Here is a 14,367-nt window from a genome sequence, read left to right as displayed (position 1 = left end):
TCTCCTTGAGGCTGCCACGCAGATTGATCAGTTTGTCCCGAGCGGCATGGCTTGCCAAGCAAAATAGTCGTGGACGCCAGGGACCAGCACAGGAACAACAATGCGCACCAAAACCAGCATTCATGTCGTCGGCTGCCATGCCGAAGGTGAAGTCGGCGACGTCATCGTCGGCGGTGTCCTGCCGCCGGCGGGTGGCACGATGATGGAGAAGATGGTCACGATGGAACGTGATCATGACCATATCAGGCGCATGCTGATCTGCGAGCCGCGCGGCAGCGTCGCGCGCCACGTCAATCTGCTCGTTCCTTCGACGCGCGAGGATTGCGCCGCCGGCGCCATCATCATGGAGCCGACGGAGTATCCGCCGATGTCCGGTTCCAACACGATCTGCGTTGCCACGGTGCTGCTCGAGACCGGCATGGTGCCGATGCAGGAGCCCGAGACGCGCTTCAAGCTCGACATGCCGGGCGGCGTCATCGAGGTGCGCGCCGAATGCCGCGACGGCAAATGCGTCTCGATCACCTTCCGCAACGCGCCGGCCTTCGCCGAACGTCTCGACGCTGCCATCGAGGTCGAAGGGCTTGGCACGCTCACCGTCGACATCGCCTATGGCGGCATGTTCTACGCCATCGTCGACGCCAGTGCGCTCGGCTTCTCGGTCGTCCCCGACGAGGCGCGGGAGCTGGCGGTGGCCGGTGAGAAGGTCCGCAGGGCCGCGCGCGAACAGCTCGATGTTGTCCATCCGGAATTCGACCATGTGCGCGGCGTGTCGATCGTCCAGTTCGCCATGCCGTTCCAGGGGCCGGGCAACGTCACGCGCAACACCTGCATCGTCTCGCCGGGCCGCTCGGACCGCAGCCCGACGGGCACCGGCACATCGGCCCGCATGGCCGTACTGCAAGCCCGGGGCTTGATGGACGTTGGCGACGTGTTGATCCATGAATCGATCATCGGCTCGCGCTTCACGGGTCGGATTGTGGATCTGGCGGAAATCGGCGCCCGCAAGGCGATCGTTCCGGAGATCACCGGCCGGGCCTGGATCACCGGCGAGCACAGCTACTATCTCGATCCGACGGACCCGTACCCCCAGGGCTACGTGCTGTCGGATACCTGGGGCACCTCCACGTCGGTGAAGCAGTAGTCAGAGCCGGCCTTCTCAAGCGTCGGCAATTCGCTGGACTGGCGAGTTCCCGCCAGGCGAGAATGGTCTCAACCGTCATTTTCGCACTTGGTGGGAATTCGCGCATGAACATAGATGGTATCTGCGATCCGCGCTTTGGCGCCGTGCGCGAGGCATTCGCCGCGTGTTTCGCGCAAGGGCTGGAACATGGCGGTGGTGTATCCGTCGTCATCCACGGCAAGACTGTCGTTGACCTGTGGGGTGGCCACGCGGATGCCGCGCGCACCCGCCCTTGGCGACAGGATACGCTGATCAATGTCTGGTCCTCCACCAAGGGCGTGGTGGCGCTGGCGATCGCCATGTTGGTGGAGCGCGGCAGACTGGACTATGCCGCGCCCATTGCCCGCTACTGGCCGGAATTCGCGGCCGGCGGCAAGGAACGCATCACGCTTGATCAGGTAATGTCGCACCAGGCCGGGTTGAATGGCCTTGCCGTGCCGATGGACGAGGCAGGATTGTTCGCGTGGACGCCTTTTGTCGACGCGCTTGCGGCGATGTCGCCACTATGGGAGCCCGGCAGCCGCTGTGTCTATCACGCGCTTACCTACGGCCATCTTGCTGGCGAAGTGCTGCGACGCGTCGACGGGCGAAGCATCGGCCGCTTCATTGCGGAATAGATCGCGGGCCCGCTCGGGGCTGACTTTCACGTCGGTCTGCCGGACAGCGAGGATTCCAGGGTCGCCGAGATGATCGAAGGCCCCAGGACTTCGGACTGGGTTGAGTTTGTCCGCGCCTCGCCATTTCCCCACGCAAGCGACAATCCGGCGCCGCGTGCATTGGCCCCCAACGACCGCGTCTGGCGCGCCGCCGAAGTGCCGGGCGGCAATGGCCAGTCGACGGCGCACGCACTGGCGCGCATTTACGGCATGATGGCAGCCGGCGGAACCTGGGAGGGCAAAGCTCTGATCGGCCGCGCGGCGATCGAGGAAGCAACTCGCCTCCGCTTTCGCGGCATGGATGAAAGCTTTGCCGCACCGGCCGCCGTCGCCGCCGGCTATCAGATGGAGGATCCTGTCTATGCCGGCCGCGCTTCACCGCAAACGTTCGGACACACCGGCTGGGGCGGCGCCATCGGCTTTGCCGATCCCGGTGCCGGCGTCGGTTTCGGCTACGTCACCAACCGCATGCTGGGTTTTGACGACATGGACCCGCGCCGCAAGGTGTTGATCGATGCTGTTTACGACTCACTCTGACTATTTAAGAGTTGATAACGAAATATCAAACCGCGAGAGGAGCGACAAGAATGCGGCGAACGCTTGGGCGAACGACGTCGCCGCCGGTAGAACTCAATTCTAAGGTACTATGATGCTATATTGGCGAACCGAACAAGATATCAGAAACTATGCCATTCTTACTGATTGGGGGAATGACTATGGGTCGCAAGATCTTCTGGGAATCGAAGGTGCGAGGGACATCGACCAAAGCAAGTTGCAATTCCGCTTTGACAAACAGCGCCCCCTCCCAATAGGGAATTTCGCGTCTGCAAAGAGGGGTGTCTTGTTTGCAAGGCGTGAAATATTCGAGCTGTTTGGGTCGATAATTTTACAGAGCCGCCACAAATTCTACACAGCAAAAACTGACAAATACGATCTAGAAATATACGTTCCCATGGAAGAGGTGGATGGCTTCGACTTTTTAAGGTCTAACTACGAAAGATATGGGTATGATGGCGGCGACATATCTAGGATTTTTGATTTGAAATTGAAAGAAGGGTTTTCGACAGATCTCGATCTCTTTAGATTGAGCGATCCCTTTGTCGCCAGATTCGACATAATCGTTTCTGATAAATTTAAAGATATATACGAGTCCAACAAGCTAACAGGGCTTCGGTTCGCTGCGGCTTGATTTTGTGGCGACAATGTCGCTGTCATTTGGTTTTGATAAGTCTTAAGTAACTGCCGATGGTATCGGCAGATGCTAATATAGGACGATTATTATCGTTTGATGCGAAAAACCGAAGAAAAATTTGAAGATATCTATGCAGGATTCGACTACATCGACAAAGAAAGTGATGCTAATTACGGTGAGAGTGTACTTTTTATTTCGCAGCCATTACGAGCAGAGTAACCGGGTTCCGGAATTACGAAGACACGAAATTACGGTGACAGTGCATTTTTGTCATATTCATCTGGCCATCGTTGATCTGACGCAGGCGAAGGACCGGCTGCCGTCGTCGCGGCTTTCGACGCCCTGCGCAAGGCAGAGCATAGGTCAACAAAAGCTGTGGCTAATCACCCTCCCGCGCCTTGGCAAATATCCGCATCGCACCAGCATCTGTAGTAGCATCACCCTGAAAATCCCGGTTGAGAATCAGCCGGGGTGGCGGGTGGTTGACTGTGGCGACACTCAACGCGCAGGTTCTGGATTTTTTCGACTGGTGGCTCGACGAGCTGCGAGGGGTCTGGACGCGGCTTACGCCCAGACGGAAGCAATCTTCCACCGCCGACTGGATCGTCAGCCTGGCGGATGACGGCATTCGCGTGCGCGAGGTCAATGCGCCGGAATTCCAGTCGATCCCCTTGGCGCTCACGGCCTCCTCGGACGAGATCCTGGCGCTGCTCCAGGGCGGAGCCCGGCGCAGGCGACCGAGCTTCGATATTGCGATCCAGCCCGGCCTGTTCCTGACCCGGCACCTGGCGGCGCGGCGGCTGCCTGTTCGACAGGCGCGCGACATGGCCGAACTCGACCTTCTGGCCGCGACGCCGATCGACCCGGCGCAGGTGCATGTCGTCTTCGCCACGGCGGCGGAAGAAGACAGCGCCTACCATGTCGTCAAGACGAAGACGCTTGCCGCCGTGCTGGATGCGGTTCGCCGCGCCAGTGGCTCGGTCCGCTGCCTGTCGCTGTCGCAGCCGGCCGGCACGCTGCGTGCCGATCCGCTTAGCCTCGCCGCGATCTGGCCACTGAGCCCGCGCGACCGGCGTGCCAGGACCGCAGGGATTACGGCCCTGTCGATCCTGGCCGGGGCCGTGCTGGTGACCTTCGCGCATGCGCATTGGCGCGCCTGGCAGGCGGAGGCCGAACTGGACACGCAGATCGCCGATGCGCAGATGCAGGCCAAGGCCGCGCGCACCTCGCTGCAGAAGCGCCAGGCCGGCATCGAGCGGATCGAAAAGATCCGTCAGGAAAAGAAAACGACGGCGTCGCTGGTGCGCGTCTGGGCCGAACTGACGCATCTGCTGCCCGACACCGCCTGGCTGACCGATCTCTCGGCCAAGGGCGACGACCTGACCATTTCGGGGTTTTCCACCTCGGCCGCCGAACTGATCCAGCCGATCGACGCCTCGCCGCTGTTTTCGGCGCCTGAATTCGCGTCACCGGTGGTCAAGGTCCCCGGTCAGGACGGCGAGCACTTCACCATTTCGGCCAAGATCGGAGCGCTCTGACGATGCTCCTGGCCATCCTCAACACGAGGCCGACGATCCGCCGCCTGATCGCGCTGGCGCTCGCCGTGGTCACGGCCTGTGTGCTTGCCTGGGTGGTGTTCGCGGCGTTCGACAGTGTCGCCTCCGCACAGGCCGGGATCGAGGAAAAGCGCGAGCTTCTCGGCCAGCTGCAGAGCGTGGCCGCGCTGGCAAAGCGCCTCGACAGCGCCGCCAGTCCTGAGGCGACGGTCAATCCCGAGTTTCTCACCGGCGGGAGCGAAGCCATCATCCGCGGCGGGCTGCAGACCCGGCTCAACGCGATTGCCGCCGCCAATGGGGTCAGCGTGCTGTCGGCCGGCAATGCACCGGTGCTGAGCGAGGCCGGCGTGGATTTCATCGGATTGCGGGCCAATCTTTCAGGGCCGCTGGAGGGTATCCACAACGCCATTCTCGCCATCGAAACGTCGCTGCCGGTGCTGTTCATCCGCGAGGCCACCTTGCGCACCACCGATGTCAGGCCGGCGGCGGGACGGACCGGCGATCCCGAGCTTTTTGCCGAGATCCTGTTTTACGGACCGCTGCAAACGCAGATGGCGCCCGCCGGGGCCAAGCCATGAGCGGGAAAGTCGCAGGCCTGGCGATTGCGGCTGTTGTAGCGGCCCTCGCTTTGGTCAATGTCGCGCTCTACGATACGCCTGTCGACATCACGCCCGTCGCCTCCGGCAAGGGGCATGACGGCGGCCCGGCTTCCGCATCGGGATCGTTGCAATTTCCCCAAGCCGGCGATTTCAGCGAGACGTTCCAGCGTCCGCTGTTCACGCCGACGCGTCGGAAATTCGTGCCCCCGCCGGTCGCGCCGCCGCCGCCGGTCGAGGTTGCCGTTGCACCCGTTGAACAAGCGCCGGCACCGCCGCCGCCTGAGACGCCGGTCGTTGCGCCATCGCTGCTGGGCATTAGCATTCAGGGCGGCGCGGCCAAGGCGCTGCTACGCGTCGCCGGCAGCGAGACCGCGCTCTGGTATGGCAGTGGCGAGACCGTCGACGGCTGGACGGTGTCGGCGATCGACAAGGATCAAGCCGTGCTGGAACGGGATGGCAAGGTGGCGCGTGTGCCGCTTTATCCGCCCTGGAAGAATGTCCAGCCACCCCCGAATGCCCCGCAACTATGAGCGACCGCACCCCCCATGACAGCGCGAATGTGAGCACAGCGGAAGAAAGTGTTAACGCCGGCTTTTCGCTGGTTGCCGTGCTGGTGTTCATGCTGATCGTCTCGGCGATCGTCGTCCCTTTTGCCGTCACGGCCAAAACGCGGCTGATGATCGCCAACAACGAGGTCGAGCAGGAGCGTCTGTCGCTGCTTGCCGAAGGCCTCGGCAATGTGGTTGCCAGCGCATTGACCGGCGGCCCGGGCGGGCAAAAATTTCCGCTCGATTCCACGCCGACAGCCTGCCGATCGGGGGCATTCAGTTTCGATGTGCGTGTCCAGGATCATGGCGGACTGATCGATCTCAATGCCGCGGATGACCGCCTGCTGGAGCTTGGCTTCGCTGCGCTCGGTTTCGAGCAACAAACATCAGATGAACTGGCCAAGGCCGCGATCCGGTTTCGCGACAGCGCCAAGTTGTTCGCCGGCTTACCGCAGCCCAGAGGCGCCGTCGGGCCAGCCGAAGACAAGCAGGCGCCGTTCGAATCGGTGTCCGAACTGCAGGAGTTTTCGGCACTGTCGTCGATACCGCTGCAGACCCTAAATGCCGTTTTCACGGTCAACTCGAAGCGTGGCACGATCAGCGCCGACCATGCGCCAAGCCGTCTTCACGCCGCCCTTGCCGGTGGCTCCAGCGCTTCGGTCGTTCAAGCGTCGGCCGAACCGTCGGCCTACACGGTCGACGTGGTGGTGAGACGGGACGGCTCCGGCATCGCGGGCGAGGCCGGGTTCATCATCGAGAAATCTCCGACAGGCGCGGCATTCTCCCGCGTCGCCCGAAGCTCGGCCAGCGAAGCCGGCGCCCTGCTGCCAGTCGCCAGTACGGCTGACTGCGAAGTGCTGTTCGGCACTGAGGCGGCGCAGATCCTGCGGGGATTGAGCTCATGAACGCTTCCGTCCAGACAAAGGGGATAGAAGCGTTTCTCGCCTTTCTCGAGGGCGAGAAAGTACTGACCGCGCATGCCGCCCAACGCGCGCTCGGGGCATCGCGAACATCGGGACATCCATTCGATACGGTGATGACCGAACTCGGTCTGATCGGCGAGCAGGACCTTGCCAACAGCCTCAGCCGCTACCTCAAGGCGCCGATGCCGGTCGAGATTCCTGAACAGATCAGCCCCGAGATGCTGGCAAGCGTGCCGCTGGCCTATCTCAGGGAGAACGCGATCCTGCCGCTGCAGATGGACGCCGAGCGGCTGGTCGTCGCCGTCGCCGATCCTTTCTCCTCGGCCACCATCGACGCACTGGCCTTCCACTATGAACGAACGCTGGCGCTGCGCATCTTGCCAAGGCGCATGATCGCCGAACACATCGATCGCATCGAGCAGTCGGCCATGGCTGCCGTTTCGAATGGCGGCGGCAGCGGCGAAACCCTGGATTTCGGCCCCGACGATCTCGAGCGGTTGAAGGACTTTGCCCGTGAGGCGCCGATCGTGCGCTTCGTCGCCGAGACCATCCACAAGGCGGTCGACGCAAGGGCCACCGACATTCACATTGAGCCGCTCGAGGATCACGTCCGCATCCGCTTCAGGCATGATGGCATGCTGTCCACCGTCGACACCGCCTCGATCGCTATGTTGTCCGGCATCTCCACCCGCATAAAGATCCTGTCGCGGCTCAACATTGCCGAACGGCGCCTGCCGCAGGACGGACGCATGCGCATTGCCGTGCGCGGCAGGGATGTCGACCTGCGCGTCTCGGTCATTCCCTCCATCCACGGCGAGGCCATCGTGCTTCGCATTCTCGATCGCGCCGGCGTTGAACTGAAACTGGAGAAACTCGGCTTCGACACTGCCGCGCAGGCGAAGATCCGCAACATGTCGCAAGCCGCCAACGGCATCGTGCTGATCACCGGACCGACCGGCAGCGGCAAGACGACGACGCTCTATTCCATCCTGGCCGAGCGTTCGCGGCCGGATGTCAAGATTTTCACCGTCGAGGATCCGGTCGAATACCGCATGGCCGGCATCACCCAGCTGCAGGTCAATCCGGCGATCGACCTCGACTTCGCCGCCGCCTTGCGCTCGATCCTGCGGCAGGATCCCGACATCATCCTGCTCGGCGAAATCCGTGATCGCGAGACGGCGCAGGTGGCAGTCCAGGCGGCCTTGACCGGCCATCTCGTGTTCTCGACCCTGCACACCAACAGTGCCGCCGGCGCCCTGACACGCCTTCGCGACATGGGCATCGATGGCTATCTGCTCGGCGCGACCATCCGCGGCGTCATCGCGCAGCGGCTGTTGCGCCGCGTATGCCCGACCTGCCACGGTGCGGTGCAGGCCGGCCCGGCCTGCCGCACCTGCAACGGCTCCGGTTACAGCGGCCGCACGGTGACCTATGAAATGCTGCAAGTGTCGCCGCGCATCGCCGAGCTCATCGACCAGGGTGCCGGCGAAATGGAGATCGGCCGCATAGCCGCCGAGGACGACCTCGTGCCGATGTCGGCCCACGCAACCGCCCTTGCCCGATCGCAGGTTACCACGATGGACGAAGTCCGCCGTGTCATCGACCTCGCGGGAGGTGACTGATGCCGGCCTTTGCCTATCGCGCCTACCTGGCCGACGGCTCGACGGAGGCCGGCGTTCTCGATGCGTCGACCAAACAGGACGCCGCCCGCAAATTGGCGCAACAGGGTCGCCGGTCCTACCATCTTGCGCCCGTGAACAGCGACAGGCCGCAGCTTCGCCTGCCGGGGCGCAGCGCGCTGACGCTGACCCGCAGGGTCGACCTCAGCCGCCTGTTCTCCGAACTCTCGGTGCTTCTGAATGCCGGCTTCACGGTCGACCGCGCCTTGGGCGCGGTCATCTCCGGCGAAGCCAACCGGCAGCGGCGCCAGCAGTTGCAATCGGTGCTTGATCTGACGACCGGCGGCCGGCCGATCGCCGAGGCCTTTGCCAGCCTGCCGGGCATCACCCCCGATATTGCCGCCCTGCTTGCCAGCGGCGAGCGCAGCGGCAAGATGGCCTATATCTGCCAGCGGCTGGCGGACACGTTCGAGGCGACGGCCAAACGCCGCGCGGCGATCGGCGAGGCGCTGGCCTATCCGGCCTTCCTGCTGCTGGTGATGAGCGGCGCGCTGGTCATTCTGGCGACGGTCCTGGTGCCGGCGCTGGAGCCGATCTTCGAAGGGTCATCCGCCCCCAAGCCGTTCACCATGACAGTGCTGTCGGCCTTCGGCACGGTGTTTCGCGACTACCCCTTCGTTTTCCCGCTGGCGGCGGTCCTCGGCCTGCTTTGTTACCTGGTGTCTCGTTCCGCTGGCGCGAGGAGACAGCTTTCGCACTGGCTGTTGAAGATCCCGCTGATCGGCGCGCTGGTCAGGGATGCGGTGGTCGCGCGCTATCTCGAAACGCTTGCGCTGCTGCTCGGCAACGGCGTGGCGATGACCGAGGCGCTTGGCCTGGCCGCCAATGTCTCCCGGCAGAGTTCATTGGCGGTAAGCTTTGCCACGATCGAGGAAAACGTCGCCAATGGCGCGCGCCTGCACGGTGCGATCGTCAAGGCGGGGATTTTCGACCACGCGACGATGTCGCTGGTCTCCCTTGGCGAAGAGGCCAATGCGCTTCCCGTGGTGCTGGATCGCGCCGCGAAAATGCTTCAACTGACGCTGACACGGCGGATCGACACCGTGCTGAAGCTGTTGACGCCGGCGCTGACGATCTCGCTCGGGTTTCTCGTCGGCAGCCTGGTCATTTCGGTGATGACGACGATCCTCAGCATCAACGATCTGGCGCTGCAATGACGGCCGTGCCTGAAGCCAGCGCGCGGGCGGATGCGACGGCCGGATTCACCCTGGTCGAAATGCTGGTGGTGCTGGCGATCATGGCGCTTGTCGCCGCCATCGCCGCACCCGGGCTGGTCAGCCACTATCGCACCAGGAGCCTGGAGACGGTGGCCGGCGAGATCACCATGCGGCTGCGCCTGTCGCGCACATCGGCCATTGCCACCGCCCGGCCGAGGCAGATCGTTGTCGATCTCGGCAGCCGTCTCATCCGCTTCGGCGAACGCGACAGTCTTGCCTTGCCGGACGATGTCAAGATGACCGTGATCACCGGCCAGGAAACTGTGGTCGCCGACCGGCAGACAGTGCTGACCTTCCTTCCCGACGGCAGCGCTTCCGGCATGGACATCGCCCTCGAGCAAAAAGGCCGGACCGCGCGCATCGCGGTCAACTGGCTGACCGGGCTTTCGACATGGCGAACGCTGCCATGACTGGGTCATCGTCCCAAACTTCTTCCGAAGATGGATTCTCGATCCTGGAGATGATCGTCGCCATGACCATCCTGGCCCTAGTGCTTGGCGTCGCCAGCCAGTCGATCGTGCTGGCCAGCCGCAGCATTGCCGCGGCCAAACGCCAGGTCGAAGCGGCGAGAACCGTCCGCATGATGCTGGCCGACTACGAGGCCCGGGCGCAAACCACAGCACAGCCCGGCTGGACCCTGAAGACCCGCACGATCGACGTGTCGAAGGCTAGGGTGACCGCCGTTCTCATCGAGAAGCCGGGCGGCGCGTTTCCAGGCGGACCGTTCCTGACCTTTATACCCACGCAAGGCCCGGCCGCGCCATGAGTTGGCCGTTCTCCCGCGCTCGGGCGATGGCCCGCGCCGTTCGCCGCCGTCTCTCAGGCGCTGCTTCTTCCGACGGCAAGTCGCATCCGCACCCCTCGGCGTCGGTGGAGGGTTTTGCGCTCATCGACGTGTTGGTGGGGCTGGCGCTGATCGGCGTCATCACATCGCTGATGATGGTCTTTCTCGGCCAGGCCCGAACGATGATGCGCATCGAAAAGGCAACCGAGTTCCAGATGGAGGTCGACGCCGCATCGCGGTTCCTCGAAACGGCGATCAGCCACGCCGAGCCCTTGCCCTTGTCGAAATCGTCACCGGACCAGGTGCTTTATCTCAGCGGCGATGGTGCCCGGATCGAGTTCAATGCCGTTCAGGCGATCGGCTTCAAATCCTCGGCGCTCCGCGAAATCGCCGTGTCGCTGGGCGATGGTGGCCAGACGGGAACTGCCCTGGCCATTGTCCAGAAGACGCGGCGCGGCAGCAAGCCCGGTGCATCGGTGTCGAGCGAACTGGTGCGGCTGATTGGCGGTGTGAGCGCCATGAAATTCGAATATCTCGACAGCGCGCTGGCATCGCCATCGTGGCTGCCCAGCTGGAATGTACCCCGGCGCCTGCCTGCCGCCGTGCGTTTCACTCTCTCGGTGGTGCGCGATGGCGCAGCCTATTCATCGCGAGGTTTTGCCCGCCTCGATCTGGCCAGCACCCCGGCGCCGCGCACGAATTGAAGAGCAGCCCCGTCAGGGCCACCGTCAGTTGCTGACGTCCTGGTCTTCGCCGGTTCCGTCCGGCTTGCCGTCCTTGCCAAGGGTGCGGATGACCACGCCGCTGGCATCGGCCTTCACTTCGTAGGTGTAAGGCCTGCCCCATGGATCCTTCAGGCCGGTGTTTCCTTTGAGGTACGGCCCGTTCCAGCGCGTCTCGCCGGCAGGCTGCGCAACCAGGGCATTGAGCCCCTCTTCATCGGTCGGGTATTTCGCATTGTCGACATAGTAGAGTTCAAGCGCGCTTTCGATGTTGCGGATCTGCGCCTTGGCCGCATTGGTCCTGGCCGCGCCGAGATAGCGCAGCACCTGCGGTGCCGCGAGCGTCGCGATCAGCGCGATGATGGCGAGCACGACCAGAAGCTCGACCAGGGTGAAGCCGCTTTCGCGATCGTCGCGTTCGCGGCGGGATCTTTCGGAGGGTTGAAGAAAGCGCATCATCAGAGCAGTCCCATGTCTAGACCTGCAAATTGTTCCAGCGCCCAGCTTGAGCCGAGCCCTATGGCGATGAACGGACCGAAGGCGACACGCGCCCGCGCCGCCGCCGGGCCGGTCGTGACCATCTGCCCGCCGACGAACAAAAGAGCGCTGGCGCTGGCGATGAACAGCAGCACCGGCAGCAGCAGCGGGCTGATCCAGCAGGAGGCGGCCGCCAGCATCTTGACGTCGCCGAGGCCGAGGCCGATCCGGCCGGTCACGAGGAAATGGCCGCGCCGCAGCAGCCAGGCAGCCGCGAACGTCACGGCGGCGAAGAGGAGGTGCACCGGCAGACCGGCGGCGTCGGCCGCCGCCTGGTAGGAAAGGCCGATGCCGGCCAGCGCCAGGTTGAGCCCGTCCGGGATGATCTGCCGGCGGAAATCGGCGATCGCAATGGCGCAGAGAACGGCCATCAGCGCGATCGTCGCAGCCAGCACGAGAGAGGGGTGCGCGGCCATCGTCAATACGCCAGCCTCTTCAGATCCTGCTGCAGCTTGGTGCCGCCGCGCCGCTTCTGGATCGGCGTCTGCAGGCTGATCTTGCCGCGGAATTCGTCCGTCACCTCGCGCGCTTCATTGATATCACGCACGACATGGGGGCGGATGAAGATGATCAGTTCGGTGCGGCCGATACTGTCGTCCTTCTGCTTGAACGCATTGCCGATAATCGGGATATCGCCAAGGATCGGCATCTGGGTGCGGTCGACATTGTTGCGCTGCTGGATCAGGCCGCCCAGCGCCAGGCTTTCGCCGTCATTCACCAGCACCCGCGTCTGGATCTTGCGCTGCTGGATGGTCGGCGAATCGATGCCAGAACTGGTCGTCTTTGTCACATTGCTGACCTCCTGCTCGATATCGAGCATGACCCTGCCGGCAGCATTGATGCGTGGCGTCACCGTCAGGATGACGCCGGTATCCTTCATCTGGATCGAGTTGATGATCGGCGCGTTGCCGTTCGTCGTGTCCTGCTGTTGCTGGGTGGCGATCGGCACCTGGTCGCCGACCTGCAAGATCGCCTTCTGGTTGTTCAGCGCCATGATGGTCGGCGCCGAGATGACATTGACGTCGGTGATGCTGGACAGCGCGTTCAGCGTCACCTGGATGTTGTCCGTTGCGTAGCTCCAGCTGAAGCCGGGCAAGGCGGCCGCGGCGGCGCCCTTTGCCACGTCCGACAGCGAGATCTTGGTGCCGCCATTCTCGAAGAACCAGCGCAGGCCGTATTTCAGATCGTCGTTGAGCGTAACCTCGGCGATGACCGCTTCCAGCATGACTTGCGTCGGCAGCACGTCGACCTTGGACAGGATCTGCTCGATCCGCTCATAGTCGCGCGCCGTGGTCTGGATCAGCAAGGCATTGTTCTCGACATCGGCGACGACCGTGGCGTGCGCGGGCGGCTGTCCGTCCTGCATTTCGGGCATGGAAGGCGAGGGGCCGGTCAACGGCGCCGGCGTGACCCCATCCGATTGCATGGCGATCGGCGTCTGGTTGGGTGACACGTTCGTGCCGCCCGATTCGCCTTCGGTCTTCACCGTGGTGCCGAGAACCGATGTCAGCACCGCGGCCAGTTCCTTGGCCGGACGGTTCTGGATCTGGTAGACGAAAAGCTGGTTCTCATTGGTCTCGGCCAGCTTGTCGAGCTTGTTGATCCAGGTCGCGGCGCGCGCCAGATAGGCCGGGCGCGAGGTGATCACCAGCACCGAATTCAGCCGGTCATTGGGGATGAACTGGATGAGCTTGGCGCCAGGCCCGTCCTTGGTGCCGAAGATCGAATCGAGCTCGGCGGCAACCGCTTCCGGCTTGGAGGTCTTCAACGGATGCAGCGCCACCGACATGCCGCGCATCCAGTCGACATCGAACACCGAAACCGCTTCCCGGATCGCGTTGAGGTCGCTGTCGCTGCCGGCGACGGTGATGATGTTGCGGGTGGGATCGACGCGCAGCACCGAGCCCTGGCGGGTGATCGGCTCGAGAATGGTCTTCATCTCGTCGGCGGCGATGAATTGCAGCTGCAGCACCTGCACCTTGACGCCGGGGCCGGACGGCGAGGTCGACGGCACGCTGACCGGCGGCGTCGAGGCCATGATCTCCGACAGCGGCACGATCTGGTAGGTGCCGCCGCGGCTGGTGATGCCGGCGGCGTTCACCGCCAGCGCCGATTGCAGGATGTCGACCAGCGCATCCTGCGACACCGGCTGCGAGGTCTGCAGCGTCACCGTGCCTTGCACGCGCGGGTCGACGATGTAGTTGAGGTGCAGCGCATCGCCCAGCACCGCCTTGGCCGCGTCGGCGATCGGCGCATTGACCAGATTGAGCTCGAACTTGCCGGCGCCGTCGCTCGTCACCTTGGTGACGGGCGCGCCCGACGACACGAACTGGCCCGAGCCCTGATACTGCGCGCCGTTGAAGCGCTGTGCCGCGCCCGCCGCCGAGGTGATGGTGGCAGGCCCGCTATAGCCCGCCCGCAGCGGCGAGTTCTTGGCATGCAGGCTGTCGATGGTCTCGGTGAAAAAATCCTTGCCCGGCGAAGACGTGCAGCCGGCAACAGCCAGCAGCGTGCACAACACGACGCAATGACTAGGCTTGCTCGACATCCACCCGATTCCCCTAGGCTTTTACTCTAGGGCTTCTTGCAAGCCGATGTCGGGAATGATGGCTGTGTTTGGGGTCTATCCACAGGGTAGGTGGGTGGGGGAGGGTGTGTGCGGTTCGGAGATCTATGGAGGACGCTTGCGCTCCAGCACAGGAGCGCGATCTCGTTTGGCACTGCTTTGGGCTACAAAGGTGGCGTGACCTTGGCCGCTTAGGCGGCGTGCAAAA

General features: G+C 63.6%; 14 protein-coding genes and 1 pseudogene. 12 read left to right on the top strand and 3 right to left on the bottom strand.

The genetic code is table 11. The features are described 5' to 3' along the window. The first annotated feature begins 100 nt into the window (after window positions 1-100). From AC56QX_RS34735 to AC56QX_RS34680, 12 genes and pseudogenes are all read left to right on the top strand, one after another. Window positions 101-1,141: a proline racemase family protein gene (locus AC56QX_RS34735; RefSeq protein WP_497113038.1), complete on the top strand. Its 1,041-nt coding sequence runs from the start codon at window positions 101-103 to the stop codon at window positions 1,139-1,141. Window positions 1,142-1,203: 62 nt separating this feature from the next. Continuing rightward, window positions 1,204-2,373 (top strand): annotated as a pseudogene (locus tag AC56QX_RS34730) (serine hydrolase domain-containing protein). A gap of 109 nt (window positions 2,374-2,482) precedes the next feature. Then, window positions 2,483-3,025: a hypothetical protein gene (locus AC56QX_RS34725; RefSeq protein WP_497113036.1), complete on the top strand. Its 543-nt coding sequence runs from the start codon at window positions 2,483-2,485 to the stop codon at window positions 3,023-3,025. Window positions 3,026-3,516: 491 nt separating this feature from the next. Next, window positions 3,517-4,566, top strand: a complete 1,050-nt coding sequence (locus tag AC56QX_RS34720) for a PilN domain-containing protein (protein ID WP_497113035.1) — start codon at window positions 3,517-3,519, stop codon at window positions 4,564-4,566. 2 nt (window positions 4,567-4,568) lie between these two features. Then, on the top strand, window positions 4,569-5,162 hold the full coding sequence (gene gspM / locus AC56QX_RS34715) for a type II secretion system protein GspM (protein ID WP_497113034.1): 594 nt from the start codon (window positions 4,569-4,571) through the stop codon (window positions 5,160-5,162). After that, complete coding sequence (locus AC56QX_RS34710; RefSeq protein ID WP_497113032.1) at window positions 5,159-5,713, top strand: hypothetical protein; 555 nt, start codon at window positions 5,159-5,161, stop codon at window positions 5,711-5,713. The genes gspM and AC56QX_RS34710 overlap by 4 nt, the downstream gene beginning before the upstream one ends. A 29-nt stretch (window positions 5,714-5,742) precedes the next feature. Further along, complete coding sequence (locus AC56QX_RS34705) at window positions 5,743-6,636, top strand: hypothetical protein (protein ID WP_497113030.1); 894 nt, start codon at window positions 5,743-5,745, stop codon at window positions 6,634-6,636. Then, window positions 6,633-8,276, top strand: a complete 1,644-nt coding sequence (locus tag AC56QX_RS34700) for a GspE/PulE family protein (RefSeq protein WP_497113029.1) — start codon at window positions 6,633-6,635, stop codon at window positions 8,274-8,276. Before AC56QX_RS34705 ends, AC56QX_RS34700 begins: the two co-directional genes overlap by 4 nt. Then, entirely contained in the window at window positions 8,276-9,490 is a 1,215-nt protein-coding gene (locus AC56QX_RS34695; protein WP_497113027.1) for a type II secretion system F family protein, read from the top strand. The genes AC56QX_RS34700 and AC56QX_RS34695 overlap by 1 nt, the downstream gene beginning before the upstream one ends. Next, window positions 9,487-9,960, top strand: coding sequence for a GspH/FimT family pseudopilin (locus tag AC56QX_RS34690; protein ID WP_497113025.1), 474 nt, complete (start codon window positions 9,487-9,489; stop codon window positions 9,958-9,960). The genes AC56QX_RS34695 and AC56QX_RS34690 overlap by 4 nt, the downstream gene beginning before the upstream one ends. Continuing rightward, window positions 9,942-10,316 carry a PulJ/GspJ family protein gene (locus tag AC56QX_RS34685; protein WP_497113023.1) on the top strand — a complete coding sequence of 125 codons (375 nt, stop codon included), beginning with the start codon at window positions 9,942-9,944 and terminating at the stop codon, window positions 10,314-10,316. Before AC56QX_RS34690 ends, AC56QX_RS34685 begins: the two co-directional genes overlap by 19 nt. Before the next feature lie 26 nt (window positions 10,317-10,342). Next, window positions 10,343-11,038, top strand: coding sequence for a hypothetical protein (locus AC56QX_RS34680; protein ID WP_497113022.1), 696 nt, complete (start codon window positions 10,343-10,345; stop codon window positions 11,036-11,038). Window positions 11,039-11,062: 24 nt separating this feature from the next. Here the strand turns inward: AC56QX_RS34680 and gspG are convergent, their stop codons facing one another. Genes gspG through gspD form a run of 3 tightly spaced genes read right to left on the bottom strand, consistent with a single transcriptional unit; the run spans window position 11,063 to window position 14,141 of the window. Continuing rightward, a complete protein-coding gene (gene gspG / locus AC56QX_RS34675) occupies window positions 11,063-11,515 on the bottom strand; it encodes a type II secretion system major pseudopilin GspG (protein ID WP_497113021.1) in 453 nt (150 codons plus the stop codon). Then, window positions 11,515-12,009, bottom strand: coding sequence for a prepilin peptidase (locus tag AC56QX_RS34670; RefSeq protein WP_497113019.1), 495 nt, complete (start codon window positions 12,007-12,009; stop codon window positions 11,515-11,517). Before AC56QX_RS34670 ends, gspG begins: the two co-directional genes overlap by 1 nt. A 2-nt stretch (window positions 12,010-12,011) precedes the next feature. Continuing rightward, window positions 12,012-14,141, bottom strand: a complete 2,130-nt coding sequence (gene gspD / locus AC56QX_RS34665) for a type II secretion system secretin GspD (protein WP_497113018.1) — start codon at window positions 14,139-14,141, stop codon at window positions 12,012-12,014. Window positions 14,142-14,367 lie beyond the last annotated feature (226 nt).

The sequence above is a fragment of the Mesorhizobium sp. RCAM 06353 genome, from assembly GCF_059683585.1.
The sequence above is the reverse complement of the archived record's forward strand: the minus strand, read 5'-3'. Positions and strand labels throughout refer to the sequence as shown.

Excerpts from the sequence above, each read along its gene's own strand:
- AC56QX_RS34735 (WP_497113038.1), top strand. The coding sequence starts at position 101 with ATGCGCACCAAAACCAGCATTCATGTCGTCGGCTGCCATGCCGAAGGT.
- AC56QX_RS34685 (WP_497113023.1), top strand. The coding sequence starts at position 9,942 with ATGGCGAACGCTGCCATGACTGGGTCATCGTCCCAAACTTCTTCCGAA.
- AC56QX_RS34695 (WP_497113027.1), top strand. The coding sequence starts at position 8,276 with ATGCCGGCCTTTGCCTATCGCGCCTACCTGGCCGACGGCTCGACGGAG.
- gspD (WP_497113018.1), bottom strand. The coding sequence starts at position 14,141 with ATGTCGAGCAAGCCTAGTCATTGCGTCGTGTTGTGCACGCTGCTGGCT.
- AC56QX_RS34700 (WP_497113029.1), top strand. The coding sequence starts at position 6,633 with ATGAACGCTTCCGTCCAGACAAAGGGGATAGAAGCGTTTCTCGCCTTT.
- AC56QX_RS34670 (WP_497113019.1), bottom strand. The coding sequence starts at position 12,009 with ATGGCCGCGCACCCCTCTCTCGTGCTGGCTGCGACGATCGCGCTGATG.
- AC56QX_RS34725 (WP_497113036.1), top strand. The coding sequence starts at position 2,483 with ATGATGCTATATTGGCGAACCGAACAAGATATCAGAAACTATGCCATT.
- gspG (WP_497113021.1), bottom strand. The coding sequence starts at position 11,515 with ATGATGCGCTTTCTTCAACCCTCCGAAAGATCCCGCCGCGAACGCGAC.
- AC56QX_RS34690 (WP_497113025.1), top strand. The coding sequence starts at position 9,487 with ATGACGGCCGTGCCTGAAGCCAGCGCGCGGGCGGATGCGACGGCCGGA.
- AC56QX_RS34710 (WP_497113032.1), top strand. The coding sequence starts at position 5,159 with ATGAGCGGGAAAGTCGCAGGCCTGGCGATTGCGGCTGTTGTAGCGGCC.
- gspM (WP_497113034.1), top strand. The coding sequence starts at position 4,569 with ATGCTCCTGGCCATCCTCAACACGAGGCCGACGATCCGCCGCCTGATC.
- AC56QX_RS34680 (WP_497113022.1), top strand. The coding sequence starts at position 10,343 with ATGGCCCGCGCCGTTCGCCGCCGTCTCTCAGGCGCTGCTTCTTCCGAC.